The sequence below is a fragment of the Streptomyces sp. NBC_00286 genome (genome assembly GCF_036173125.1).
Taxonomy (GTDB): Bacteria; Actinomycetota; Actinomycetes; order Streptomycetales; family Streptomycetaceae; genus Streptomyces.
The window spans coordinates 8,583,828-8,609,942 of the sequence record NZ_CP108054.1 but is presented as its reverse complement, the minus strand read 5'-3'; the positions used below and the strand labels follow the sequence as shown (position 1 = coordinate 8,609,942).

General features: G+C 70.1%; 23 protein-coding genes. 4 read left to right on the top strand and 19 right to left on the bottom strand.

All coding sequences use genetic code 11. The features are described from left to right. Positions 1 to 110 precede the first annotated feature (110 nt). Both OHT21_RS38940 and OHT21_RS38935 read left to right on the top strand, forming a co-directional pair. A complete protein-coding gene (locus tag OHT21_RS38940) occupies positions 111 to 797 on the top strand; it encodes a DUF5995 family protein (RefSeq protein WP_328772953.1) in 687 nt (228 codons plus the stop codon). 97 nt (positions 798 to 894) lie between these two features. Next, positions 895 to 1,827, top strand: a complete 933-nt coding sequence (locus tag OHT21_RS38935) for an LLM class F420-dependent oxidoreductase (protein WP_328772952.1) — start codon at positions 895 to 897, stop codon at positions 1,825 to 1,827. Positions 1,828 to 1,860: 33 nt separating this feature from the next. Here OHT21_RS38935 and OHT21_RS38930 read toward each other — a convergent pair whose 3' ends face one another. The 8 genes from OHT21_RS38930 to rpe all read right to left on the bottom strand — a co-directional run bounded on the left by OHT21_RS38930 (position 1,861) and on the right by rpe (position 10,360). Further along, the gene (locus OHT21_RS38930) at positions 1,861 to 3,570 is read right to left on the bottom strand and encodes a flavin monoamine oxidase family protein (RefSeq protein WP_328772951.1); all 1,710 of its coding nucleotides are present in this window, start codon (positions 3,568 to 3,570) and stop codon (positions 1,861 to 1,863) included. A 55-nt stretch (positions 3,571 to 3,625) separates the two neighbouring features. Further along, positions 3,626 to 4,423, bottom strand: coding sequence for a carbon-nitrogen hydrolase family protein (locus tag OHT21_RS38925; RefSeq protein ID WP_328772950.1), 798 nt, complete (start codon positions 4,421 to 4,423; stop codon positions 3,626 to 3,628). Between the two features lie 152 nt (positions 4,424 to 4,575). Further along, complete coding sequence (locus tag OHT21_RS38920) at positions 4,576 to 5,772, bottom strand: MFS transporter (RefSeq protein ID WP_328772949.1); 1,197 nt, start codon at positions 5,770 to 5,772, stop codon at positions 4,576 to 4,578. A 316-nt stretch (positions 5,773 to 6,088) separates the two neighbouring features. Beyond that, complete coding sequence (locus tag OHT21_RS38915; RefSeq protein ID WP_328772948.1) at positions 6,089 to 6,541, bottom strand: Lrp/AsnC family transcriptional regulator; 453 nt, start codon at positions 6,539 to 6,541, stop codon at positions 6,089 to 6,091. A 6-nt stretch (positions 6,542 to 6,547) separates the two neighbouring features. Then, the gene (locus tag OHT21_RS38910) at positions 6,548 to 7,990 is read right to left on the bottom strand and encodes a GuaB1 family IMP dehydrogenase-related protein (protein WP_328772947.1); all 1,443 of its coding nucleotides are present in this window, start codon (positions 7,988 to 7,990) and stop codon (positions 6,548 to 6,550) included. Positions 7,991 to 8,097: 107 nt separating this feature from the next. Beyond that, positions 8,098 to 8,448: a barstar family protein gene (locus OHT21_RS38905; RefSeq protein WP_328772946.1), complete on the bottom strand. Its 351-nt coding sequence runs from the start codon at positions 8,446 to 8,448 to the stop codon at positions 8,098 to 8,100. A gap of 92 nt (positions 8,449 to 8,540) precedes the next feature. Continuing rightward, on the bottom strand, positions 8,541 to 9,584 hold the full coding sequence (locus tag OHT21_RS38900; RefSeq protein ID WP_328772945.1) for a sugar-binding transcriptional regulator: 1,044 nt from the start codon (positions 9,582 to 9,584) through the stop codon (positions 8,541 to 8,543). 89 nt (positions 9,585 to 9,673) lie between these two features. After that, complete coding sequence (rpe, locus tag OHT21_RS38895; RefSeq protein WP_165340532.1) at positions 9,674 to 10,360, bottom strand: ribulose-phosphate 3-epimerase; 687 nt, start codon at positions 10,358 to 10,360, stop codon at positions 9,674 to 9,676. 239 nt (positions 10,361 to 10,599) lie between these two features. Between rpe and OHT21_RS38890 the strand changes: the two genes are divergently transcribed. Beyond that, positions 10,600 to 12,801, top strand: coding sequence for an MMPL family transporter (locus OHT21_RS38890; protein WP_328772944.1), 2,202 nt, complete (start codon positions 10,600 to 10,602; stop codon positions 12,799 to 12,801). Positions 12,802 to 12,821: 20 nt separating this feature from the next. Here OHT21_RS38890 and OHT21_RS38885 read toward each other — a convergent pair whose 3' ends face one another. The 3 genes from OHT21_RS38885 to fmt form a co-directional block, all read right to left on the bottom strand. After that, positions 12,822 to 13,643 (bottom strand): TylF/MycF/NovP-related O-methyltransferase, encoded by an 822-nt coding sequence (locus OHT21_RS38885; protein ID WP_328772943.1) that lies wholly within the window; start codon positions 13,641 to 13,643, stop codon positions 12,822 to 12,824. 71 nt (positions 13,644 to 13,714) lie between these two features. After that, the gene (locus OHT21_RS38880) at positions 13,715 to 15,145 is read right to left on the bottom strand and encodes an RsmB/NOP family class I SAM-dependent RNA methyltransferase (RefSeq protein WP_328772942.1); all 1,431 of its coding nucleotides are present in this window, start codon (positions 15,143 to 15,145) and stop codon (positions 13,715 to 13,717) included. Positions 15,146 to 15,209: 64 nt separating this feature from the next. Then, positions 15,210 to 16,145, bottom strand: coding sequence for a methionyl-tRNA formyltransferase (gene fmt, locus OHT21_RS38875; protein WP_328772941.1), 936 nt, complete (start codon positions 16,143 to 16,145; stop codon positions 15,210 to 15,212). Between the two features lie 403 nt (positions 16,146 to 16,548). Here fmt and OHT21_RS38870 point away from each other — a divergent pair, with 403 nt between their 5' ends. Beyond that, positions 16,549 to 17,088 (top strand): hypothetical protein, encoded by a 540-nt coding sequence (locus OHT21_RS38870; RefSeq protein ID WP_328772940.1) that lies wholly within the window; start codon positions 16,549 to 16,551, stop codon positions 17,086 to 17,088. A 460-nt stretch (positions 17,089 to 17,548) separates the two neighbouring features. Here OHT21_RS38870 and OHT21_RS38865 read toward each other — a convergent pair whose 3' ends face one another. From OHT21_RS38865 to OHT21_RS38830, 8 genes are all read right to left on the bottom strand, one after another. Beyond that, a complete protein-coding gene (locus tag OHT21_RS38865) occupies positions 17,549 to 19,693 on the bottom strand; it encodes a primosomal protein N' (protein ID WP_328772939.1) in 2,145 nt (714 codons plus the stop codon). Between the two features lie 125 nt (positions 19,694 to 19,818). Continuing rightward, positions 19,819 to 21,027, bottom strand: a complete 1,209-nt coding sequence (gene metK, locus OHT21_RS38860; RefSeq protein ID WP_328772938.1) for a methionine adenosyltransferase — start codon at positions 21,025 to 21,027, stop codon at positions 19,819 to 19,821. Between the two features lie 255 nt (positions 21,028 to 21,282). Beyond that, the gene (coaBC, locus tag OHT21_RS38855) at positions 21,283 to 22,485 is read right to left on the bottom strand and encodes a bifunctional phosphopantothenoylcysteine decarboxylase/phosphopantothenate--cysteine ligase CoaBC (RefSeq protein WP_328774395.1); all 1,203 of its coding nucleotides are present in this window, start codon (positions 22,483 to 22,485) and stop codon (positions 21,283 to 21,285) included. Between the two features lie 120 nt (positions 22,486 to 22,605). After that, the gene (gene rpoZ / locus OHT21_RS38850) at positions 22,606 to 22,878 is read right to left on the bottom strand and encodes a DNA-directed RNA polymerase subunit omega (protein WP_033321800.1); all 273 of its coding nucleotides are present in this window, start codon (positions 22,876 to 22,878) and stop codon (positions 22,606 to 22,608) included. A gap of 38 nt (positions 22,879 to 22,916) precedes the next feature. After that, on the bottom strand, positions 22,917 to 23,510 hold the full coding sequence (gmk, locus tag OHT21_RS38845) for a guanylate kinase (protein ID WP_328772937.1): 594 nt from the start codon (positions 23,508 to 23,510) through the stop codon (positions 22,917 to 22,919). A 38-nt stretch (positions 23,511 to 23,548) separates the two neighbouring features. Beyond that, positions 23,549 to 23,872: an integration host factor gene (locus OHT21_RS38840; protein WP_005319887.1), complete on the bottom strand. Its 324-nt coding sequence runs from the start codon at positions 23,870 to 23,872 to the stop codon at positions 23,549 to 23,551. 268 nt (positions 23,873 to 24,140) lie between these two features. After that, positions 24,141 to 25,010 carry an orotidine-5'-phosphate decarboxylase gene (gene pyrF / locus OHT21_RS38835; RefSeq protein WP_328772936.1) on the bottom strand — a complete coding sequence of 290 codons (870 nt, stop codon included), beginning with the start codon at positions 25,008 to 25,010 and terminating at the stop codon, positions 24,141 to 24,143. Continuing rightward, the gene (locus OHT21_RS38830) at positions 25,007 to 26,113 is read right to left on the bottom strand and encodes a quinone-dependent dihydroorotate dehydrogenase (RefSeq protein ID WP_328772935.1); all 1,107 of its coding nucleotides are present in this window, start codon (positions 26,111 to 26,113) and stop codon (positions 25,007 to 25,009) included. Before OHT21_RS38830 ends, pyrF begins: the two co-directional genes overlap by 4 nt. Positions 26,114 to 26,115 lie beyond the last annotated feature (2 nt).

Genomic DNA, 26,115 nt, shown 5'->3' with positions numbered 1-26,115 from the left:
GCCTGACACTCGGTGTTCCCCCTTCTTCCCGGTCGAGCGCGTTCCCCCGTTCTGGGGAAGCGTTCGGCCCGTCGGACCTTTAGACACCCTAAGGGTGGGACGCTGCATCCATGGTCCAGTTGGAACATTTCGCGACACCCGTGGACAAGGTCGTATCTCGTTTGCGCACACTCAGCGCAACATGGCCGGAGCGGGACGGCGTCGCGGTCTTCAACCGCGTCTACCTCGCCGTCACCCAGGAGATCGACCGGCACGTGGACACCGGTCAATTCCCCGACGCACAGGCCGCGATCACGCTGGACGTACGGTTCGCGGAGCACTATCTCGCCGCCGTCGAGGCGGTGGCCGAAGAGCGCCGTCCACCCGCCTGCTGGCGCCCGCTGTTCCAGCTCCGGCGCCATCCCGGCGTACGCCCGTTGCAGTTCGCGCTCGCGGGCATCAATGCGCACATCGGGCACGATCTGGCGCTCGCGGTCGTAGACACTTGTCGTACGCTCGACTGCGAACCCGTCGACTTGGAGGACGAGTTCGAGCACGTGGGAGACATCCTCGTCACGCTGGAGGAGCGCATCCGCGAGGATCTGATGCCCGGCCCGGACGTCCTCCAGATCGCCGATCCGCTCACCCATCTGATCGGCTCGTGGAGCCTGGAGCGGGCACGGGACGGAGCGTGGTCGGCGGCTCGCGCGCTGTGGGCCCTGCGCGCACTGCCCGACCTCGCCGACGAATGCGCCCGCCGCCTGGATGCGGCCGTCGGCCTGGCGAGCCGGATGCTGCTCACTCCCCTGCCGGATTGATCCGGCCACACCGGCTCGGCACCGCCGAATTGGGGTACGCGGGCGTTAGGTTGACCGTTGAACTGCCTCATGTGAAGCAACGCGAAGGAGCGTAGCCATGGCCACCAAGTTGGGTCTCTGTCTTCCTCAGGCGCCGCAGTACGACATCGGACGGGACGTACCCGATGTGGCGCGTACGGCCGAGCAGATCGGCTACGAGAGCTTGTGGGTGTACGAGCGCGCCCTGTTCCCGGAGCCCGCGACGCAGGGCCTGTACGGGGTGCCGGGCCTGCCCTGGCCCGAGCACTACCGCAGTGTCCCCGACGCCCTGGTCACCCTGACGCTGGCGGTCACGGCCACCGAGCGGGTCCGGCTGGGCACGGGTGTCCTGGTCGTCCCGCTGCACGGCCCGTTCCGGCTGGCCAAGACGCTCGGCACGCTGGACGCGGCGAGTGGCGGCCGGGTGGTGGCGGGCCTCGGCACCGGCTGGTCGCTGGACGAGTACGCGGCGGCGGGCGTCGCTCCGTTCGAGGAGCGCGGCCAGGTCATGGACGAGTTCCTCGACGTGTGCCAGGCCGTGTGGGGCCCGGACCCGGTGTCGTACGAGGGCCGCCTCACCAAGATCGCGCCGTCCGTGGTCGGACCCAAGCCCGCCCGGCCGATCCCGGTCCTGCTGCCCGCCAACAGCAAGAAGGCGCTGACCCGGCTCATCGACCGCGCCGACGGCTGGATGCCGATCGCGATGGGAGCCGACCAACTCGCCACACAGTGGCAGCAGGTGCAGGACATGGCGGCCGAGCGCGGCCGCACGAAGCCGATCGCGACCTCGGTACGGGTGAACGGCGTCCAGTACATGGCGAAGGCGTACGACGGCGCCGACCGCGCCCCCTTCCAGGGCAACGTCGAGCAGATCGTGACGGACCTCAAGGCCCACGCGGAGGTCGGCCTCGACGAGTTCTTCCTCGACCTCCAGGCCTCGACGCGGGACGCGCAGGAACTCAAGGACGTGGCCGCCGAGGTGTTCACGGCGGCGCGGGCGGCCGGGATCTGACGTCCGCGTTTCTGTGAGGCGGCCGGCCCGGTCTCAGTCCTCGGGCAGTTCCACCGGCGCGATCTCGTCGTAGACGTCGCCGGGCCCGGGGTTGGCAGGGTCGGTCGCCCCGCCCAGGTGGTGCATGACGCCCCAGACCGCGTTCAGCGCGGTCTGGACGGCGCCCTCGGCCCAGCCCGCCGTCCAGGAGATGTCGTCGCCCGCGAGGAAGATGCCGCGCTTGTCCTCGGGCAGCCGGCCCTGCATGAAGTGCGTGAACAGGCGCCGCTGGTAGCGGTAGTGGCCGGGCAGGTTGGCCTTGAACGCTCCCATGAAGTGGGGCTCGTTCTCCCAGGACACGGTCACCGGGCTGCCGATGATGTGCTTCCGGATGTCGACCTTCGGATAGATCTCGCCGAGTGACTTCAGCATGACCTCCATCCGCTCGTTCGCGGACAGCGGCAGCCACTTCAGGCTGTCGTCGCACCAGGTGTAGGAGAGGCAGATGACGGCGGGACGGTCCGGACCGTCGTCGAGGAGGTAAGTACCGCGCGTCATACGGTCGGTGAGAGTCATCGACATGACGTCACGCCCGGTTGCGTTTCCCCTGTCGTCGGCGGCCTTGTCGAGCCAGAAGGGCCGGTCGACGGGCACGAAGAGCTTGCTCGACTCCATGTAGTGAGTGCGCTCGATGGCCGTCCAGTGGTCGATCGGGAAGAGCGAGTCGTCGCAGTCGACCTTGGAGAGCAGCATCCAGGACTGGGCGGTGAAGATCGCCGCCTGGTACGTACGGATGTCGCCGTTCGCGTCCGTCACGGTGATCCGGTTTCCGGCCGTGCGGTTCAGGCGGGTCACTGCGGGCTTCGGGGTCCCCTCGTGCAGCTTCGCGAGCGAGGTCCCGTACGGCCAGTGCACGATCTTCTGCGGCTCGCGTTCCCAGAGCCGCAGCGGGAGTTGGCGGCTGCCGCCGACGATGCCGCGGTGGTGGTCGTCGGCCTCGGTGTAGACGACGCGCAGGATCTCGAGGATCGAGTTGGGGAAGTCGGTGTCCCAGCCGCCTGTACCGAAGCCGACCTGACCGAAGATCTCGCGCTGCCGGAAGGACTTGAAGGCCTCGGAGTCGCAGAGGAAGCCGTAGAAGGTCTGGTTGTCGAGCTTCTCGACGAGCCCGGCCCAGATCTCGCGGATGCGCGGGACGTCGCGCTCGCGCATTGCCTGGTTCATGTCGGAAAAATCGGCGCCCTCTTCGAGGCAGGCGTTCCAGGCCGCCGCGACCTGGCGGTAGACCTCGGGCAGGTCGTCGATGGTCCGGGCGTAGTGGGACTCGCCCTTGAGGTCGACGACCGTCGAAGGCGTCACCTCGGCAAGGGGGTTGGGGAACGGCCGGGTCTCGAGGCCCACCAGGTCGATGTAGTGCTGGAGCGCCGTGGAGGACGGCGGGAAGCGCATCGCGCCCAGCTCAGCGGTCAGCGAGGGATCGCACCCGTCGAAGCCCACCGTCCGCAGCCGACCGCCGATCTCACCGGCCTCGTACACGACGGGCTTCAGACCCATCTTCATCAGCTCGTACGCCGCCACGATGCCGGACAGGCCGCCGCCGATGACCGCGATCTCGGTGCCGTGTGCGGTCGCCGGGATCTGGCCGAGGCCCGCGGGGTGCGCAAGGAAGTCGTCGTACGCGTACGGGAAGTCCGGGCCGAACATGGTGATCGGCGGCTGGTGGTTGTCTGCGTGCTCGATGGCGTTGGGCACGGTGGACGTCATGGGGTACGGACTCCTTGCGCGAAAGCTTCGGGGTGAGGCGGGGTGGGGAGGTCGTTCAGATCGTTCGGCTCAGGGACCCGTAGAGGCCGGGGCGGCGGTCCTTCAGGTACGGGTTCGCCTCGCGGGAGGCGGCCAGCAGGACGGGGTCCGCGTCACCGAGGACGAGCTCGTCGCCACGGCCCGCGCGGGCCCGGGCCACCCCGTCAGGACCCGCCAGCGTGGAGAGCCCGACGAACTCGAACTCCCCTTCCACGCCGACCCGGTTGACGTACGCGACGTACATCTGGTTCTCGAAGGCACGCACCGGTACGACCGACTCGGCGACGAACTGGAACGGGTGCATCTGGGCCGTGGGTACCACGAGGAGGTCGGTGCCGGCGAGTGCGTGGGCGCGGACGTTCTCCGGGAACTCCACGTCGTAGCAGATCATCAGCCCGACGCGGAGGCCGCCGAGCTCGGCCTGGACCACCGGCTCGTCGCCCGGCGTGAAGTGCTCGCGCTCGAAGCAGCCGAAGAGGTGCGTCTTGCGGTAGTTGGCGAGACGCGTGCCGTCGGCGGCGATCAACTGGGCGGAGTTGAAGACGGTCTCGCCGTCGCGCTCCGGGTACCCGTACGCGACCGCGAGCCCGTGCCACCCGGCGATCTCCGCGACCGCGTCGGCGCCGTCCCCATCGGCGGGCTCGGCGAACCGGCGCACGTCCGCCCCGATCGCGTACCCGGTCAGGAACATCTCCGGCGCCACGAGCAGCCTGGCCCCAGCGGCAGCGGCACGCCCCGCGGCCTCGTCGAGAACCTTGAGGTTCGCGGCGACGGAGCCGGGGCGTCCGGAGCTCTGGAGCAGGGCGGTGCGCATGGGTGTTCCTCACCGGGGGTGGAGGGGGTTCGGGGGCCAGATCGACGGTACGGGTGGGGGCTTCGGGCGGACAAGGCGATGTTGTTGCGCGTTTGAGGGCCGATCGTTGCGTATGTCGGGGCTGATACGGCGATTCGTTGCATGAGGCGGCGTCACGGTCTTGCCTTCGCCGCTGAAGCTCTGGCCACCAGGATCAGCGCCGTGATCAGGTACGGCATCGCGAACCATGCGAAGGCGGTGCCGTGCGCGGTCACCGAACCGGTCGCGCCATACGCACCGTAGACAGCGATCGTGGCCAGACTGGTGCCGAGACCGGCGACCGAGGTGAGGGTGGCCCGGCCGGTCTCGTCGATGCGGTGCTGGAGGCGGGCGTCGGCCAGTACGGTCGCCAGCTGGAAGCCGCCGAAGGCGAGGGCGACAAGGCCGATGCCCAGCGGAGAACCCTCCGCGGCGCCGACGGCCAGGGCGAGCGCGGCGCCCGCGAGCAGCCCGGCGAATCCGGCTGTGCCCAGGCGTTCGCCCGCCCCGGCCAGCAGGCCGCCGACGGTGGCTGCAGCCCAGATCAGCAGGAGCAGATACGGGACCATCTCCTCCGGCACGCCGGTGTCACGCACCAGGAGCGGCGAGTACTCGTCGAGCGCGCCCCACACGGCGGTCACGACGGGGACGAGCAGCAGGGCTCCGCGAACGGAACGGTTGGTGCGCGCCTCCGTGAGCCCGGCCCGCAGAGTGGCGGCCCAGCCGTCGCCTCCGGCCGTCGGCTTGTGGTGCTCCGGTAAGCGGGTGGCCATGGCCGCCGCCAGGAGGCAGGCCAGCACGCTCACCGCGCCCACGGCCGGGTAGCCGCCGAACGCGAACACCGGCCCGGCGAGCCCCATCGCCGCCATCACGGCCAGCAAGCCCGCCGCCCGGGCCCGGCCCATGACGCGGGCGTACCGGTCAGCGGCACCGAGCCGGTCCAGTTCGTCGTAAACCAGGGCCTCCATTGCGCCGGAGCCGAGCGCCTCCCCGGCGCCCCACAGGACAAAGCCGAGCGCGAAGGCACCGTACGAGGGGACGAGCACCCACAGGGCGAAGCCGGCGGCGGTGAGCAGCGGACCGAGCCACAGCAGCCGTCGACGGGAGAAGGCGTCGGCCCAGGCACCAGAGGGGACCTCGAGCACCAGGCTCGTGAACGACCACAGGGCGAACAGGGAGGAGATCTGCCAGACCGACAGACCGGTGTCGCTGAACAGCAGCGCGTACACCGGGTAGAGCAGGATCAAGTCATGGAGGAACGCATAGCCGTACAGCGTCGACGCAAGCCGCCGGACGCCGACGGCGGGCACACGCGCAGGTGAGAGAGTCATGAGGCCTTCCCGCAGGGCTCGTTCGGACACCGTGGATACGGCGCCCGAGGCGGCCCTCGGGAGGCACAACTGGTGGATCAATGTCGCCAGGTCATGACACCGATAGTAGACGGACAAGCCGAAGCGGCCCACCGAGTAACGGCGCCTCGATAAGGAACGACGCGCTGCCGAGCCCCGTTAGGGGCGCGGGGCTGTGACATATGCGGCTCCGCCGCGATGGGGGTCCCCCCGCTCGAGCGGAGCCGAGAGTGGGGGAGCGACAAGCCACAACGCACGCGCAGCAAGCTGACAACCCCGCGACCCGAGCTCTCGGCTCTCAGCCAGGCGCCCCCGAAGAAAACCGTCGCAACAACGGCGACAAAACCAACACGGACTTCGTCCGCTCCACAAACGGCTCCCCAGCAATCCGCTCCAGCACCCGCTCAAAGTGCCGCATGTCAGACGCAAAGACCTGAACAACCGCATCCGCCTCACCGGTCACGGTAGACGCAGCCACAATCTCCTGATATCGCTCGAGACCACGCCGAATGGTCTCGGGCGAAGTGTTGCTACGGCAGTAGATCTCCACGAACCCCTCGGTCTCCCAGCCAAGCGCGGCAGGATCCACCCGAACCGTAAAACCAGTGATCGCCCCGCTGGCCCGCAACCGATCCACCCGCCGCTTCACCGCGGGCGCGGACAGCCCGACCTCCTGCCCGATGTCGGCGTAAGAACGGCGCGCGTCCCCGGCGAGGGCATGCACGATGCGTTCGTCGAGCTCGTCCAGCACAAAGCGTCAGCTCCAGCTGGCGTGCAACGGCATGCCCTCCGCGTAACCGGCGGCGCTCTGAATGCCGACCACCGCCTTCTCGGCGAACTCCTCCAGAGAGCTCGCGCCGGCATAGGTGCAGGAGGAGCGGACGCCCGCGATGATCGCGTCGATGAGGTCCTCGACACCCGGCCGGTCCGGGTCGAGGTACATCCGAGACGTGGAGATGCCCTCCTCGAACAGACCCTTGCGCGCCCGGTCGTAGGCCGACTCCTCGCTGGTGCGGTTGCGGACGGCGCGAGCCGAGGCCATGCCGTACGACTCCTTGTACAGGCGACCGTCGGCGTCCTGGTGCAGGTCGCCCGGCGACTCGTACGTACCGGCGAACCAGGAGCCGATCATCACGTTCGACGCACCGGCCGCGAGCGCCATCGCCACATCGCGCGGGTGCCGGACGCCGCCGTCGGCCCACACATGCTTGCCGTACTTCTTGGCCTCGGCGGCGCACTCGAGGACGGCCGAGAACTGCGGCCGGCCGACGCCGGTCATCATGCGCGTGGTGCACATGGCGCCGGGACCCACGCCCACCTTGACGATGTCCGCGCCGGCCTCGATCAGGTCCCGCACACCGGCCGCGGCGACGACGTTGCCCGCGACGATCGGGACCTGCGGGTCGAGGGCTCGTACGACCTTGATCGCGGCGACCATCGACTCCTGGTGACCGTGCGCCGTGTCGATGACGAGGGTGTCCACGCCGGCGTCGAGCAGTTGCTTGGCCTTGCCCGCCACGTCGCCGTTGATGCCGAGGGCGGCGGCGATGCGCAGGCTGCCGTTCGCGTCGGTGGCCGGTGTGTAGAGGGTCGCGCGCAGGGCGCCCTTGCGGGTGAGGATTCCGGCGAGGCGGCCGTCCCGGTGGACGGCGGGCGCGTAACGGCGGTTGGCGGTGTCGAGCGTGTTGAAGGCCTCGCGCGGTTCGATGTCCGCGTCGAGCAGCAGCAGGTCCCGGGACATGACCTCGGCCAGCTGTGTGAAGCGGTCGACGCCGCGGAGGTCGGCGTCGGTGACCACGCCGACGGGCTTGCCGTCCTCATCCACGACGACGCCCGCGTTGTGCGCCCGCTTGGGCAGCAGGGCCAGCGCGTCGGCGACGGTCTGGTGGGGCGCGAGAACGATCGGGGTGTCGAGCACCAGATGACGGCCCTTGACCCAGGAGACGACCTCGGTGACGACGTCGATCGGGATGTCCTGCGGAATGACGACGAGCCCACCGCGGCGGGCCACGGTCTCGGTCATCCGGCGGCCCGCGATCGCCGTCATATTGGCGACCACCAGCGGAATCGTGGTGCCGGTGCCGTCCGGCGACGACAGATCGACGTCCTGCCGCGAGGCGACCGCGGATCGGTTCGGCACCATGAAGACGTCGTCGTACGTCAGGTCGTATGCGGGCTGGACGTCATTGAGGAAACGCACGTGCTGCACATCCCGGTCGTTCAGAGGTGGCCCCCGAGCAGGTCAGCGCGAGGGAAGAGCACGTACCTCATTGTCCCATGACGGTGGCCACGACCTGCCCGGGCGGATCATCCAGGCTGGTCGGAGGGCCTCTGGTGGGATCCTCCCAGCACGAGCAGCACGGAGAGCCCGGGCAGCCGGTCCACCGCCTCGGCGAACACGTCCTGCGCGATCTCCCACTCGTCCGGCCGGGCCTTGGCGTACGTACGCCAGTCCGTGACGACGATCAGCAGGCCGCGCTCGGCGCCCGCGGGCCACACGGTGCGGTCGGTGAGGCTGTCGGCCAGGGCGTCCCAGTTGCGGCCGAACCAGTCGGGCAGTTCCAGGGCGCGTACGCAGCGCTCCATGAAGCCCGCCTTGTCGGCGACTCCTGCGAGGTCCAGCGTGACCACGAGGCGGTCCGCCACGTCGTCCGTCATGTCACTACCGCCCTGCCTCGAAGGACTCGTACGACCCGTAAGGGAGAAGCGCGGTCCGTCGGCGGTCGAACCGCCGACGGACCGCTGAAAGATCAGGGCCCGTCGGGGTCGGCCCGGTCCAGGGCCGGACGCGGTGCGGGACCCGTCGTCATCAGATGGTCCGCGGCCGATGTGTCGGTCACCAGGCTGGTGACCAGGCCGGAGCGGAGCACCGCGTCGATGGCGGCCGCCTTGCGCTGCCCGCCCGCGATCGCGACGACCTCGGGGATACGCCGCAGCCGGTCGGCCTCGACCGTGATGCACCGCTCCCCCAGGTCCCGGCCCACGCGACGGCCCTGGGCGTCGAAGAGGTGCGCGGACATCTCGGCGGCGACACCGAGCGAGGCGTAGTGCGAGCGCTCTTCGTCGGTGAGCATGTCGTGCACCGTGGAGATGCCCGCCTCCCAGGAACCGATCGACACACAGGCGACCGTCACCTTGTCGAAGTACTCGAAGGCGCGGGCGATCCCCGTCTGGTTGCGCAGCGCGGCGGCGGTGGCCACGTCCGGCAGCAGCATCGGCGCGTAAATGGGGTGGGCGTCGCCACCCGAGACCTGGGCGGCCCGGCGCACGGCCTCGACCGAACCGCGCTCGGCCGTCCCGGCGTCGTACACACCCGTCAGTTGCACCACCGTGCACGGCGGCAGCCGGTCGAGGGCCGCCGCCATGTGGATGGTGGACCGGCCCCAGGCGAGGCCGAGCACATCGCCCTCGGTGACCAGTTCGCCGAGCAGGTCGGCGGCCACTTCGCCGAGGTTCTCCGGGTCGGGCGACTCCTCGGCATCGGCCGGGGACTCCACCACGACGGCGTGCCTGAGGCCGTAACGGGCGCGCAGCGCGTCCGAGCGCTCCGCGTCCAGTTCGGCTGGGACACGGATCTCGATCCTGACCAGATCCCGTTCGAGAGCGGTCTCCAGGACCCGGGCCACCTTGAAGCGGCTGACGCCGAACTCCTCGGCGATCTGGATCTTGGATTTGCCCTCGAGGTAGAAGCGGCGGGCCATGGCCGCCGCCTGCACGAGCTCAGCGGGCCCCATCCGCATGGCTGACCGGCCCGCCGACATACCCGACACGGCGATCTCCTCACTGCTGTTCACACTCTGGACTCGCCGTTCATCCTTGCAGATCCGGCGTCCTTGATCAGCCCTGATGGGCGGCGTTCACATTCCCTTGGCCTGCCGGTGGCTCAGTGGCCGCACGCCCAGGCCGCCTGGGCCATCACCGCCTCCGCCTGGCTGCGCAATGCACGTACCGCTCCTGCCGGGTCCGACGCCCCGTACACCGCCGAACCCGCCACGAAGACATCGGCCCCGGCCTCGGCGCAGCGCTCGATGGTCTCGGCCGAGACGCCGCCGTCGACCTGGAGCCAGAGCTCGAGACCGTGCTTGGAGATCAACTCGCGGGTCCGGCGGATCTTGGGGAGCATGATGTCGAGGAACGCCTGGCCTCCGAAGCCCGGTTCGACGGTCATGATCAGCAACATGTCGAGTTCGGCGAGGAGATCCTCGTACGGCTCGATCGGCGTCGCAGGCTTCAGGGCCATGGAGGCGCGGGCGCCCTTGGCCCGGATCTCGCGGGCGAGCCGTACCGGAGCGGCGGCCGCCTCCACATGGAAGGTGACGGAACCGGCACCCGCTTCTACGTACTGAGGCGCCCAGCGATCGGCGTCCTCGATCATCAGATGGCAGTCCAGCGGCGTGTCCGTAGCACGCGCCAGGGACTCTACGACCGGCACACCGAGCGTGAGGTTCGGGACGAAATGGTTGTCCATCACATCCACATGGAGCCAGTCGGCCCCCTCGACCGCCTGCGCCTCCTCGGCGAGGCGGGCGAAATCGGCGGACAAGATGCTGGGGTTGATCTGCACGGCCATGCTCTAAGCGTGCCATGCCCTCCGGAGCTTGGCGGCATGGGTCCTGGATGGGGACGGTGGCACCGAAGCCGCGGGTGGTGGGTGGCTGGTCGCGCCTGCCCGGCGCAGCCGCAAATGTCGCATCCCCGCGCCCCTAAAGAGGCGTATGGCCACCTAGTCCGTTCTGCGGGTGTTGCTCCCCGTTCGGTCGTGCCATGCTTGGCGGCCCACCGGCTCGAGAAGCGGCTGCGGGGGTGGCCATGACGGACGTACGAGACCGGCAGAAGGACGTACGGGACCGGCCGAAGCGAGGCATCGCGCACCTGGTCTGCGGGCGGCGGGCCAAGTGGCTGGTGGTGGCGCTGTGGGTGGTGGTGCTGCTGCTGACGGCGCCGTTCGCGCAGAAGCTCACGGACGCTCAGGACAATGACGCGGCGTCCTGGCTGCCAGGATCGGCGGAGTCGACCCAAGTCCTGGAGGCCTCCGAGGACTTCAGGCCGGAGCAGATCCCCGCGATCGTCGTGTACGCCCGCGAGAGCGGCCTCACGGCACAGGACCGGGCGCAGATCTCCGAGGACGTACGCCAGCTCAAGGAGCTGCGCGAGCACGGGATCCGCGGGGCGGAGACCCGGGGCCCGACGTTCGACCGGGACGCCGATCCTCGGGCGGCCCAGGTCTTCGTGCCGATCACGATGGACGAGAAGGGCTGGGAGCGGATCTCGCCCGCGGTCGACTCGATCCGTGCGGATGTAGGTGAGGGCGGCGCCGGACTTGCCGTGCACATCACGGGCCCGGGCGGTACGTCCGCGGACTTCTCCGAGGCCTTCGAGGGCATCGACTCGACGCTGCTGTTCTCGGCGATGGCCGTCGTCATCGTGATGCTGCTGCTCACCTATCGCAGCCCGACGCTGCTCTTCGTCCCGCTGCTCGGGGTGGTCGTCGCGCTGTTCACCTCGCAGGCGCTGATCTATCTCCTCGCCGAGCACGCAGGTCTGACCGTCAACGGCCAGAGCGCAGGCATCCTCACGGTCCTGGTGTTCGGCGCCGGTACGGACTACGCCCTGCTCCTGGTCGCCCGCTACCGCGAGGAGCTGCGCCGCCACGAGGACCGCCACGAGGCCATGGCGCTGGCGCTGCACCGGGCGGGTCCCGCGGTGATCGCGTCCGGCGCCACGGTCGTCCTGAGCATGCTGGTGCTGCTCGCCGCCGAGATGAACTCGACGCGCGGCCTCGGCCCGGTCGCCGCCATCGGCGTCGCGGTGGCACTGCTCGCGATGCTCACCCTGTTCCCCGCCCTCCTCGTGATCTTCGGCCGGTGGATCTTCTGGCCGGTGATCCCGCACTTCGGCGCGCCCGACCCGACCGAACGCGGCGTCTGGGCCCGTATGGGCCGCCGTATCGCCCGGCGTCCACGCATGATCTGGGGCGTCACGGCGGCGGCGCTCGCGCTGCTGTCGCTCGGCCTGATCCAGATGCGCGCGGAGGGGCTCAGCAACGCCGACGCCTTCACCGACAAACCCGACTCGATCGTCGGCCAGGAGGTGTCCGCACGCTACTTCCCGGCGGGCAGCGGCGATCCGCTGGTCGTCATCAGCAACCAGGCGCAGGCCCAGGAAGTCGGCCGGGCAGTCGCTGGCACGTCCGGCGTCGTGCCAGATTCTCTCGGCCTGCCACCGGGCGCGAAACCGCAGTTCGAGGGCAGGGTCATCTTCGAGGCGACGATGACGGCGCCCTCGGACAGCGACGCCGCGAAGGAGACGGTGGAGCGGGTACGGGACGCCGTGCACGCGGTGCCCGACGCGGACGCCCAGGTGGGCGGCGGCACGGCGGCTCTGCTGGACATGGACAAGGCGACGACCCACGACAACATCCTGATCATCCCGCTGGTGCTGGTGGTCGTGCTGCTGATCCTCGGTGCGTTGCTGCGCGCCCTGATCGCACCGCTTCTGCTGATCGGCACGGTGGTGCTGTCCTTCGCCGCCGCGCTGGGGATCAGTGTGCTCGCGTTCCGGTACCTCTTCGACTACGCGGGCGAGACGACGGACTTCCCGCTCTTCGTCTTCGTATTCCTGGTGGCGCTGGGCATCGACTACAACATCTTCCTGACCACCCGCATCCGCGAGGAGGCGGCCCGGCAGGGCACCCGCCCCGGCGTGGTGACGGGCCTGGCCGCGACCGGCGCTGTCATCACCTCGGCGGGCCTGGTCCTGGCCGGCACCTTCGCCGCCCTCGGCACCCTCCCCATGGTGGCCTTCGCGGAGATCGGCTTCGCCGTGGCCCTCGGCGTCCTCCTCGACACGTTCATCGTCCGCTCGATCCTGGTCACGTCCCTGTTCCTGGACGTCGGCCCGAAGGTGTGGTGGCCGCACCGACTGGCGCGGGAGGACAGCGGGGCGCCCGCGCCGACGACGGTCAGGGGCACTCCGGAACCGGCGTCGCGGCCAGGCGGACCATCGGAGTAGCAGCCCCTCCGGTCGGCGCCCTATGGCTTGACCGCGATCCGGCCTTCGTCCATACGGAGCAGGAGAAGCCGGGCGCCGGTCTTCTCCAGGAATTCGTCCACGGCGGCTTTCGACCCCTGCCACCAGCCATAGTCGTCAATGAGGAGAACTCCGCCACTGACCAACCGCGGGTAGAGATACTCCAGTTCATGCCGCGTCGAGGCATACCAGTCCGTGTCGAGCCGCAGGATCGAAATCCGCTCGGGCGCCTCGGCGGGAATGGTGTCCTCCACAAGCCCCTGAACGAAATGCACGCGATCACCGGGATACGGAATCCCGTCGAATCCCTCTTTGACGTCCTCCAAGGTGGCGACGGCCCAGATCGGCCGGCTCCTGTCCTGTCGGGCGAGCAGATCCGCGGCGGTTTCCCCGTCCCGGCGCAGGTCCTTGTCGGTCGGCGCCGGCATGCCCTCGAACGTATCGAAGAGGTACAGATGCCGCTCGGTGTCGTGCAGTCCGAGCAGGGTGCGGGCGGCCGCCTGCATACTGCCGCCCCGCCACACTCCACACTCGACGATGTCACCGGCGATGTTGTGCCGGCTCACGTAACGGGTGGCCAAAATCAGGGCGTTGAGCCGTTCGGGCGAGGTCATCGTGTAAGGGGAAACGGCCCGGATGATGCCCTTCGCCGTGTCGTCGTAATCGGCGGGGAATTTGATGCCGGGAGCCGACTCGGGCCTTTGCGGAGGCCTCTGCGTGGAGCTTTGCGGGGAGCTGTTCCGGGACAATGCAGGCCTCGAGCGACGGAGTTCGTAGCCGCTGAACCGTCTCAAGGTGTCATTCACATTCTTACGCCATGTCATAAAGGCAACGTACGTCCCGAACCAGAAACCGGCAGCTTCACCGCCGCCACGTACGTGCAAACAGCAACGCGTCAGCCGTTCCGCCGGATCAGCGCCAGATACATCGCGTCCGTCCCATGCAGATGCGGCCACAGTTGTACGTCGGGGCCGTCGCCCAACTCCGGTACGCCGGCCAACTGCGGCCGGGCGTCGAGCAGTTCGGCGGAGCCGTCGTACTGCTTGAGGGCGTCGCCGACGACCGCGCGGGTCTCGGCGAGGTGCGGCGAGCAGGTGACGTAGGCGACGACCCCGCCGACGCGTACCGACTCGAGCGCCGTGCGCAGCAGCCCGCGCTGGAGCGGAGCGAAGTCATCCAGGTCGTCGGGGCGGCGGCGCCAGCGGGCCTCGGGGCGGCGGCGCAGGGCGCCCAGTCCCGTGCACGGTACGTCCATCAGGACCCGGTCGAAGGAGCCGGGCCGCCACGGCGGACGCGTACCGTCGGCGGCGATGACCTGGTACGGCCCCGGGTTCCCGGCGAGCGCCCTGGCCACGAGCCCGGCCCGGTGCGGCTGCTTCTCGGCGGCGAGCAGTACGGCCCCGCGCTCGGCCGCGAGCCCGGCGAGCAGCGCCGCCTTGCCGCCCGGCCCCGCGCAGCCGTCGAGCCACATCTGGTCGCGCCCCTCGAGGGGTGCATTGGCGAGGGCGAGCGCCACCAGCTGGCTGCCCTCGTCCTGGACGCCGGCCCGGCCCTCGCGTACGGCGTCGATGGCGCCCGGTTCACCGCCCTCGGAAAGCCGTACGGCGTACGGCGACCAGCGCCCGGGCAACGCGGCCTCGTCATCGAGTGCGTCACGAATCTCCTCGGCCGTGGCGCGTCCGGGCCGGGCGACGAGGGTCACCTCGGGCCGCTCGTTGTCGGCCGCGAGGAGTTCCTCGATCCCGTCCCGCCCGCCCCCGAGCGAGTCCCACAGCGCCGAGACGACCCACCGGGGATGCGAGTGCACAACGGCGAGATGCTCCTCGGGGTCCTCGTCGTACGGCGGCGCCACCCGCTCCAGCCACCCGTCGAGGTCGTGCTGCGCGACCTTCCGGAGAACGGCGTTGACGAACTTGGCCCGCCCGTCACCGAGCACGACCCGGGCGAGCTCGACCGAGGCGGACACGGCGGCATGGCTGGGAATCCGCGTACCGAGCAGCTGATGCACGCCAAGGCTCAGCACATCGAGCACAGGAGGGTCGACCTCACGCAACGGCCGGTCCACACAGGCCGCGATGACGGCGTCGTACGTCCCCTGCCGTCGCAGCGTCCCGTACACCAACTCGGTGGCCAGCGCCGCGTCCCGACCGTCGAAGTCACCCTTCTCCCGCGCCTTCCGCAGCAGCGGGGGCAGGACGAGATTGGCGTACGCGTCCCGCTCGTCCACGGCCCGCAAGGCCTCGAAGGCAAGCATCCGCACGGGGTCCTTCTTCGGGCGACGGTGCGGCTTCCCCTGCGGGCGACGACGACGGTCCTGCTCGTTCACGTAAAAGGTGCTCCGGATCTTGGAAGGGCTACTCGTCCAGCGTACGTCGCCCTCTCCACGCCTCCTACTGGCCCCCGACGCGCTCTCCGGAGACGATCCGCACCCCGCGCGCCCAGTCCGCCGCGCGCATCGGCTTCTTGCCCTGGGCCTGAACCCACAGGAGTTCAACGGCATGCGAGCCGGTGCCGACGTACACGTTGTTCTTGGCGACGGACAGCTCGCCCGGGGCGAGGTCCGTGCGCTCGGGCACGAGCGCGACCTGGATGAGCTTGAGCCGCTCGCCGCGGAAGACGGTCCAGGCGCCGGGTGCCGGGGTGCACCCGCGCACCACCCGGTCGACGCGCAACGCGGGAGCGGACCAGTCGATCTCCGCATCCTCGACAGTGATCTTCGGGGCGATCGTGACGCCCTCCGACGGCTGCGGTACGGCCTTGAGCGTGCCGTCCTCGATCCCGTCCATCGTCGCGACGAGCAGCCCGGCGCCCGCGAAGGCGAGCCGCGTCAGCAGATCCCCGCTGGTGTCGGTGGGCCGTACTTCTTCAGTGACGGTCCCATACACGGGCCCGGAGTCGAGCCCCTCCTCGATCAGGAACGTGGACGCACCCGTGATCTCGTCCCCCGCCATCACCGCATGCTGCACGGGCGCCGCCCCCCGCCAGGCGGGCAGCAACGAGAAGTGCAGATTGACCCAGCCATGGGCCGGGATGTCGAGCGCGACCCGCGGCAGCAGCGCCCCGTACGCGACGACCGGACAGCAGTCGGGCCCGATCTCCCGCAACCGCTCAAGAAACTCCGGCTCCCGCGGCTTCCCCGGCTTCAATACCTCGATCCCCGCCTCCTCGGCCCGCTCGGCGACGGGGCTCGCGACCAGCCTCCGCCCGCGCCCGGCCGGCGCGTCGGGCCGGGTAACGACGGCGACGACGTCATGCCGCCCAGAAGCGATCAGAGCATCCAGAGCAGGAACGGCAACCTCGGGCGTACCGGCGAAGACGAGCTTCATGAGCTGGTTAGGGCCTCTCGGGCGAGGGTGGAAGGGGGCAACGCACAAGTCTATGGCGGCGGACGGCGAGCGAGGACGCAGCTCCCACGACTACGGAGGGAAAGCCGCTGGTCCCGTGCCCACGGCGGGAAAGCCGCCAACGGCGAAGCACCCCCACAGGAGACGCCCACCCCTCTCCCCACTGGAAACGGGCGGTGCGCGGGTGAGAGACGAAACCCGGCGAAGCCGAAGGCAAGCCGAACAGCGCACCCCCACAGCCCAGGGAGCGCACGAACACACGCACACGCCCCCACCCGTGACCAGCGGAGCGTAAAGGCGTTGGGTCAAGAAAGAGTTGACCACAACGGGCCGCACCAGCGGCCCGATCCTTTTCAACTTCAACGCCGGTTCGAGAGGCTTGTTCATGGCCGACCACGCAACCCACGACGCCCAGGCTCGCGCCAGCCTGCACTTGCTGGTGCGGGACATCGAGCGGGTCCGCCGGCAGGTGGACGCATTGCGCACGCTCACCGCCCAGTTGGGCAACGTCTACCGCCCGCGCCGCTCGGGCCCGTCCACAGGCTTCGTCGTCTACGGACGCGCCCCCGCCCCGACCGTCCGGCTCGCCCAGGAGCTGCGGGACAGTGTCGAGACTCTGGTCACCGCCGCCGTGGACTTCGATCGCTCACTGGGTTTCTCGTGGGACGCGGTGGGCTCCGCACTCGGAGTCACCAAACAGGCGGTACACCGCCGTTACGGCGCACGCCGCGCCACCACCCAGGCCGCCGCCGAGGCCGAGCGCGCCACGGAACCATCGAGCTCCCGCCCAGTCACCGCCAACGCGGGGATGCCCCCTGTCCCCGCGCCCCGCTCCCTGCCCCTACCCACCCAGCCGACGGCCGGCAGCTCCACCCTCCGCGACGAGGCAAGGCCAAACGCCTTCCCAGGCCCCCGCAATGGCTGACCCCCGCCAGCTGATAGCCGACTGAACACCCCCTCCGTCTGCCTCCCGACGACCACCGGGAGGCAGACGCACGTCGGCAGCCGAAGGCGCGTCAACGGACGGGGCCCACCGGCGGGCGGAGGCACGTCGACAGGCGGAGTCCCACCGACGTGCAGAGGCGTGTCGGCGAGCAAAGATCCCCCGACAGGAGGGGAATCCACCGGCGGACGAAGCCCCGACGGCCGGGGCCCGGGGGCCGCGAACCTTTTTCGGTGGCCCGCGCTGCCTCTTGTGGCTAGCGCCGGCGCCAGCGTTACGGACTCCTCCCGGCCACCGGGATCCGCACCCGGCCTCACGCCGTGCTCGAGCTCGCCCCGGCCCCCGCACCCGCGCGCCGCAACCGGACTCAGCACGTCGGCCGCCCCCGGCACACGGAGGCGCATCGCCTCGCCCCCCTCACCGCACACTCACCCCCACCCACTCACCCAATATCCGGCGGATCAATCCGAACCCGCACAACCTCACTCCCCCCGTGAGCCATCCGTGCCGCCTGCGCAACCTTCAACGCAGAAGCCAGCGCCGCCCCACTCCCCGGCGGCACCCGGATCAACGCCCGCTCCCAGCGCTCCCCGACCGGCGGCGCCCCCGTACGCCGAGGCCGCCCCGCTTCCGTGACCGGCAACGGCACCGGCCCCAACACCTCTGCATCGCCGGGCAGTTCGACCGCGGCCAGGAACCCGGCGAGTGCCTCCGGGGTTCCGGACACGGCGGCCATCCGCGACACGGGCGGGAACCCCAGCTCGGCCCGCTCGCCCAGCTCGCGGACCGCATGGCCGACGGGATCCCAGCGCACCAGCGCCTGCACGGGCCGCAGCGTCGGCTCGGCGACGACCACCACTTTCCCGCCGGCTCCCTGGGCTCGTACCAGCGAAGCCGCCCCGATCCACCGCCGCAGCGCGTCCTCGCCCGCCCGCAGATCGGGCCGCCCCAGCATCGCCCAGCCGTCGAGCAGCAACGCCGCCGCATACCCTCCCTCGGCGACGGGCTCCGCTCCCGGCGTGCTCACCACGAGCGCGGGCGCCCCCGGCACGGTGTCCAGCACCTGCTCGCGCCCCGAGGTCCGCACGGGCACGGCGGGAAACGCCCGCCCCAGCTCCTCGGCGGTCCGCCGCGCCCCCACGACCTGCGCCCGCAGCCGGAACCCACCACATTCGGGACAGTGCCAGGCCTCCTCGCCGCGTCCGCACCAGCCACATCTCAGGCCCCCGGCATCCTGGCCCTCCAAGGGCCCGGCACAGTGCCGGCACCGCGCGGGCTCCCGGCACTGCGCACACGCCATCCGGGGTACGTAGCCACGCCGGGGCACCTGCACCAGTACGGGACCGATCCGCAGTCCTTCCCGTACGACCTGCCAGGCGAGCGTGGGCAGCCGCGCCGCCCGGGCCGCCTCGTCCCGCGCGAGGTCCCCGTCACTCACGGTCCGTACGAGCGGAGCCGCTGTCCGCACCCGCTCGCGGTCGGCGACGAGCGGCGCCGCCCAGCCGCTCTCGACGAGCTGCGCGGCCTCGACGGTGCAGCTCCAACTCCCCAGCAAGAACGCGCACTTGTCATGGGCGGCCCGCAGCAGCAGCACTTCCCGCGCATGCGGCTGCGGCGCGTGCAGCTCGCTGTGGCTGTCGTCCCCGTCGTCCCAGATGGCGACGAGCCCCAGATCCCGTACGGGCGCGAACATGGCGGCCCGGGTCCCCACCACGGCCCGTACGGACCCACGCCGCACCGCAAGCCACTGCCGGTACCGCTTCTCGGGCCCGGCCTCGGCCGTCAGCACCGCATGCCGCCCCTCCCCCAGCAGCGAGGTCAGCGCGGCGTCGACCCGGTGGACGGCCCGCCCGTCCGGTACGACGACCAGAGCGCCGCGCCCCGAAGCGAGCGTCGCCCCGACGGCCCGTGCGAGCTCGTCGGCCCACTCGGGCCCGGGCAGCGCGTTCCACACGGCTCGCGGTGTCCCGCCCGCCGCGAGCGAGCGTACGAAGGCGTCCCCTCGCCCGTACCGCCCCCATGACCCGACGTCAGGTATCTCGGGCGCCGGCAACGGAGCCGGGGACACCTGACTCTCCGCGCGCGCGTTCCGGGGTGGCACGGCCAGTTGCAGCACATCGGCCAGACTTCCCGCGTACCGATCGGCCACGGCCCGTGCGAGTCCCAGCAGTTCCTCACTGAGCACGGGCTCGGGCGAGACGACCTGGGCCAGCGCGGCAAGCGGTCCGGAGTAGTCGGACTCGGCGAGCCGCTCCACCAGAAACCCGTCGATCAGCCCGCCACCCTCACGCCGCCCGTCCCGCACACGGTGCCGCCCGGCCCCGAACCGCACCCGCACCCGCACCCCGGGCTGCGCATCGGCGTCCAGCTCCTCCGGAACGGCATAGTCGAAGTACCGGTCAAGATGCAGCACCCCCTTGTCGACCAAGACGCGAGCAACCGGCCGCTCCTTGGCCAACGCGGCCCCCCGCCACGTACGCGGCTTCGCCCGCGGTCCCTTCGCCTCCCGCACGCTCTCCCGAATGAGCGCAAGCTGCTCAGGGGGCACACCCCTCGCCTCCTCGCCCTGCCCATTCGCGCTGCTCACACCAGCATTGGTACCAGACCCCACTGACAGCGCCCACCGCGAGCCGGCCTGACGCAGCGAGGCCCGGCGTCCCTTGGGGACACCGGGCCTCGGAAAGAGCCGGAGGTTACAGCGGGAACCAGGAACTACAGCCCGGCAGCCCTGCGCAGTGCGTCCACCCGGTCCGTCTTCTCCCACGTGAAGTCGTCCAGCGGACGCCCGAAGTGGCCGTACGCCGCGGTCTGGGCGTAGATCGGGCGCAGCAGGTCGAGGTCGCGGATGATCGCGGCGGGGCGGAGGTCGAAGACCTCGGTGATGGCCTTCTCGATCTTGTCGGTGTCGATCTTGGCGGTGCCGAAGGTCTCGACGAAGAGGCCGACGGGCTCGGCCTTGCCGATGGCGTAGGCGACCTGGACCTCGCAGCGGGTGGCGAGGCCCGCGGCGACGACGTTCTTGGCGACCCAGCGCATCGCGTAGGCCGCCGAGCGGTCCACCTTGGACGGGTCCTTGCCGGAGAAGGCGCCGCCGCCGTGGCGGGCCATGCCGCCGTACGTGTCGATGATGATCTTGCGACCGGTCAGGCCGGCGTCGCCCATCGGGCCGCCGATCTCGAAGCGGCCGGTGGGGTTCACCAGCAGGCGGTACCCCTCGGTGTCCAGCTTGATGCCGTCGTCCAGGAGGGCCTTGAGCTCCGGCTCCACCACGAACTCGCGAATGTCGGGGGCCAGAAGCGAGTCCAGGTCGATGTCCTGGGCGTGCTGCGAGGAGACGACCACCGTGTCGAGGCGGACGGCCTTGTCGCCGTCGTACTCGATGGTGACCTGGGTCTTGCCGTCGGGGCGCAGGTACGGGATCGTCCCGTTCTTGCGGACATCGGAGAGTCGCTTCGACAGTCGGTGCGCCAGGTGGATCGGCAGCGGCATCAACTCGGGCGTCTCGTCGGTCGCGTAACCGAACATCAGACCCTGGTCGCCCGCGCCCTGCTTGTCCAGCTCGTCCTCGTCGCCCTCGACACGCTTCTCGTACGCGGTGTCGACGCCCTGAGCGATGTCCGGGGACTGGGCGCCGATGGACACCGACACGCCGCAGGAGGCGCCGTCGAAGCCCTTCTTCGAGGAGTCGTAGCCGATCTCGAGGATCTTGTCGCGCACCAGCTGCGCGATCGGCGCGTACGCCTTGGTCGTGACCTCGCCCGCCACGTGTACGAGGCCGGTCGTGATCAGCGTCTCGACGGCGACCCGGGACTTCGGGTCCTCGCGCAGAAGCGCGTCGAGAATGGTGTCGCTGATCTGGTCAGCGATCTTGTCGGGGTGACCCTCGGTCACAGACTCCGAGGTGAACAGACGACGGGACACAACGCTCCCTGGGGTTGCAGCGGCTGCTGGCTGATCATTTGTGGACGGATCGGGGGCTGCGCCCGCTGTCGTCCGGGGGTCAGTTTATCGGTCATGCTCGACCACGGGTCCACCCCGTCTCGCGACTCGGAAGACCTGTGACCTGCGGCACGGGCATTCTGCCCAACGAGGAGCGGTGTCCGCCAGGTTCCCAGGCGCGATTTCGCCGGTTTTGGAATACGGCGAAGACCGCCCCGACCGGAACGAATCAGGCGTTCACTCCAGGCGGCCCGCCACGAGATCCCACACCGTCTCGGCCAGAGCTTCCTTGGGCCCGTACGGCACGGGTGTCTCACTGCCGTCGGCGCCGAGCACGACGGCTTCGTTCTCCTCGGAACCGAAGGTCTTGCGCTCCCCCACCTCGTTCACGACGAGAAGATCGCAACCCTTGCGCTCCAGCTTGGTCCGCCCGTTGGCGAGGACGTCGTCCGTCTCGGCGGCGAAGCCGACGATCACCTGGCCGGAGCGGGCGCGCTCGGCGGATATCTCGGCGAGGATGTCGGGATTACGGACCAGGGTGATCGGATCGGGTTCCTGGCCGTCCTTCTTCTTGATCTTTCCGGCCGCGTACGTCGCCGGCCGGAAGTCCGCGACCGCCGCCGCCATCACCACCGCGTCGGCGTCCGCGGCGGCCTTCAGCACCGCCTCGCGCAGCTGGACGGCGGTCTCGATGGGCACCACGTCCACGCCCGCCGGATCCGGCATCCCGGTGTTCGCGGCGATCAGCGTGACCCGGGCACCCCGGGCCGCGGCGGTGCGCGCGAGGGCGTACCCCTGCTTGCCGGAGGAGCGGTTGCCGAGGAAACGGACCGGGTCGAGCGGCTCGCGCGTACCGCCGGCGCTGACCACGACATGGCGGCCCGCCAGATCGGGAACGCCGACGCCACGCGCCAGTACCCGGCGGCAGATCTCGAAAATCTCCCCCGGATCCGGCAGTCGGCCCTTGCCGGTGTCGACGCCCGTCAGACGGCCGACGGCGGGCTCGATGACGACGGCACCGCGGCGGCGCAGCGTGGCGACGTTCTCCTGCGTGGCCGGGTGTTCCCACATCTCGGTGTGCATGGCGGGGGCGAAGACCACCGGGCAGCGGGCGGTGAGCAGGGTGTTGGTCAGCAGGTCGTCGGCCAGGCCGTGTGCCGCCTTCGCCAGCATGTCCGCGGTGGCGGGGGCCACGACCACCAGGTCCGCCTCCTGGCCGATGCGGACGTGCGGGACCTCGTGCACATCGGACCAGACCTCGGTCGAGACGGGGTGCCCGGAGAGCGCGGACCAGGTCGCGGCGCCGACGAAGTGGAGCGCCGACTCGGTCGGTACGACCCGTACGTCGTGCCCCGACTCGGTGAGCCGGCGCAGCAGCTCGCACGCCTTGTACGCGGCGATGCCACCGCTGACTCCCAGCACGACCTTCGGCTTGTCCACGGTCTCTCCCCGGGCTCGGCTCACCTGCGTCTGCAACGTGTACGTACTCATGACACACCACAGGCCCGACAGCCGGGCTGTCGGGCCTGTGGAAAAGCCTGCTGCAATCTGCAGAATTACTTACTGCGCCGGGCCCTCCACGGCCTCGGACGTCAGCAGACCCGCGTTGATCTCGCGCAGGGCGATCGAGAGCGGCTTCTCGTGGACGTGCGTGTCCACGAGCGGACCGACGTACTCGAGGAGGCCCTCGCCGAGCTGCGAGTAGTACGCGTTGATCTGACGGGCCCGCTTGGCCGCGTAGATCACGAGGCTGTACTTCGAGTCGGTGGCCTCGAGGAGCTCGTCGATCGGCGGGTTGATGATGCCCTCGGGCGCGGCAATGGAAGAGGACACGCTCTACCTTCCGAAAGATGGGATGAGATCGAAAACGATCACACTACGTCCATCAAGGCTAGCAGCTCACGCGCTACGTCCTCGACGGAGGTGTTGACCAGGGTGACGTCGAACTCCGACTCGGCCGCCAGCTCGACCTTCGCGGCGGCCAGTCGGCGCTCGATCACCTCGGGCGGCTCGGTGCCCCGCCCGGTGAGTCTGCGCACCAGCTCCTCCCAGGAGGGCGGAGCCAGGAACACCAGCTGGGCATCGGGCATCGACTCGCGAACCAGACGCGCGCCCTGGAGGTCGATCTCGAGGAGGACGGGTTCGCCGGCCTCCAGGCGCTCCATCACGGCGCCCCTGGGGGTGCCGTAACGGTTGCCGGCGAACTCCGCCCACTCGAGAAGCTCGCCGTTGGCGATCAGCTTGTCCATTTCCTCGTCGCTGACGAAGAAGTACTGGACACCATGCCGCTCACCGGGGCGCGGCCTCCGGGTCGTCGCCGACACCGAGAGCCAGACCTCGGGGTGTTCCTTGCGCATATGGGCGACGACCGTGCTCTTGCCGACCCCGGAGGGGCCGGAGAGCACGGTCAGCCGCGGACGTGATTCCGGGGGTACGGGGGTCGTCCCCCGGGATGTTGCAGCCATGCAGCGATTATCCAGGTTCTCAGGAGTGCCCGAGAACGTCAGGCGGCACCGCCGCCGAACTCGCGCTCAAGAGACGCGATCTGGTTGGAGCCGAGGCCACGCACACGGCGGCTCTCGGAGATCCCGAGTCGCTCCATGATCTGCTTGGCGCGGACCTTGCCCACGCCCGGCAGGGACTCCAGGAGGGCGGAGACCTTCATCTTGCCGATGACGTCGTTCTCCTGGCCCTGCTTGATGACCTCGTGAAGGGAGGCGCCGGAGTGCTTGAGTCGATTCTTGACCTCGGCCCGCTCCCGGCGAGCCGCGGCGGCCTTTTCGAGCGCGGCTGCGCGCTGTTCAGGGGTAAGGGGCGGAAGAGCCACGCCTACGTCACCTCGGATGTCGAACTTGTCGGATACGGACCGGTGAGGAACCTAGTCGCCCCACACCTGGGGAGCAACGAGCAACGCTTCTTGCCCGTCTCCACTCGTCGGAGACTAGCGGCCAAGTCCGCCGGAGTCAGCGAGAACAGCGGAAAAGTCCTGGTCAGCCTCCATTGAAACCGACATTTGGTACATAGTTCTCCGGATTTGAGGGTGTATTCAGCCGTGGGAGGTCCACGAGGACCTCACAGAAGAGTCGCTGAAGACGCTAGTCCGACGCCACGGCCGCCCTGATGTCCTCCGCGAACCGGTCCGCGGACGCGCGTAGCGCGCCGACGTCGGGTCCGTGACGTAGAACACCCCTGCTGACGTTCGGGACCACATGGCGCACCGCCGCTCCGAAGGCGCCCGGAAGATCGGCCGGGGTCGCGCCCTGGGCGCCGATGCCGGGCGCGAGGAGCGGCCCGTTGATCTCGAGGTCGTACGAGGACAGATCGCCCAGCGTGGCGCCCACGACGGCGCCGAAGGAGCCCATGGGGGTCTCCCCCGCGTTCTCCGCGGCGAGGTGCGCGAGCATGATCGCGCCCACGCTCCGGCCGACCGAGCCGGCCGCGTCCGCCGCGTCGTCGGGCCGTACCGCGTGCTGCACCTCGCCGCCCTCCGGGTTGGAGGTGAGCGCGAGCACGAACAGCCCGGCACCGCTCTCGCGGGCGAGCTCGACGGCCGGCTTCAGCGATCCGTAGCCGAGGTACGGGGAAACGGTGAGCGCGTCCGAGAAGAGCGGCGAGCCCTTCTCCAAGAAGGCGGAGGCGTACGCGGCCATGGTCGAGCCGATGTCGCCGCGCTTGGCGTCCATGACGACGAGCGCCCCGGCGGCCCGGGCCTCCTCGACCGACTTCTCCAGTACGGCGATACCGCGCGAGCCGAAGCGCTCGAAGAACGCGCTCTGCGGCTTCAGTACGGCGACCCGGTCGGCCAGTGCCTCGACGACGGTGCGGCTGAAGCGCTCCAGGCCCCCGATGTCGTCGTTCAGGCCCCAGTCGGTGAGCAGCGAGGCATGCGGGTCGATGCCGACGCAGAGCGGGCCGCGCTCGTCCATGGCGCGGCGAAGACGCCTACCGAAGGGTTCCAGGCTCACACGGGCTCCTTGACGTCGGCGCCGACCGCGTCGGCGAGGGTGGCGTACGGGCTCGTACGAAGGCGGGCGGCGAGTCCCTTGTGGATCGCGCGGCTCCAGAAGGGGCCCTCGTAGATGAAGGCGCTGTAGCCCTGGACCAGGGTGGCACCGGCCAGGATGCGCTGCCAGGCGTCCTCGGCGTTCTCGATGCCGCCGACGCCCACGAGCGTGATGTCGTCGCCCACGCGCGCGTAGAGGCGACGCAGCACCTCCAGGGAGCGCGATTTCAGTGGCGCACCCGAGAGGCCACCGGTTTCCTTCACGAGGGAGGGTTCGGATGTCAAACCGAGCCCCTCGCGCGCGATGGTCGTGTTCGTGGCGATGATCCCGTCCAGGCCGAGCTCCACGGCGAGGTCGGCGACGGCGTCGATGTCCTCGTCGGCGAGGTCGGGCGCGATCTTCACCAGGAGCGGGACGCGGCGCTCGGTCACGGCCTGGTCGGCGGCTTCACGGACGGCGCTCAGCAGGGGGCGCAGATGGTCCACCGCCTGCAGATTCCTGAGGCCCGGCGTGTTCGGCGAGGAAACGTTGACGACCAGGTAGTCGGCGTGGCGGGCAAGCCGCCGCGTCGACTTCACGTAGTCGTCGACCGCCTCGGCCTCGGGTACGACCTTGGTCTTGCCGATGTTGACGCCCACGGTGGTCCTGAAGACCGCCTCACGGCCTGCCAGACGCTCCGCAACGGCCGCCGAGCCCTCGTTGTTGAACCCCATGCGGTTGATCAGCGCCCGGTCCGGCACAAGCCGGAACAGCCGCTTACGGGGGTTGCCGGGCTGCGGCTCCCCCGTGACCGTGCCGATCTCGACATGGTCGAAGCCGAGCATCGACATCCCGTCGACCGCGATCGCATTCTTGTCGAAGCCGGCCGCGAGCCCGAACGGCCCGTGCATCCGCAGCCCGAAGGCCTCGGTGCGCAGCTCCTCGTAGCGGGGGGCAAGGGCGGCCGCGAGGAACGTACGCAGCACAGGGACGCGGGCGGCGAGGCGGATCCAGGCGACGGCCAGGTGGTGGGCCCGCTCCGGATCCATCCGTTTGAAGAACAAACTGAAGAACAGTGAGTACATGG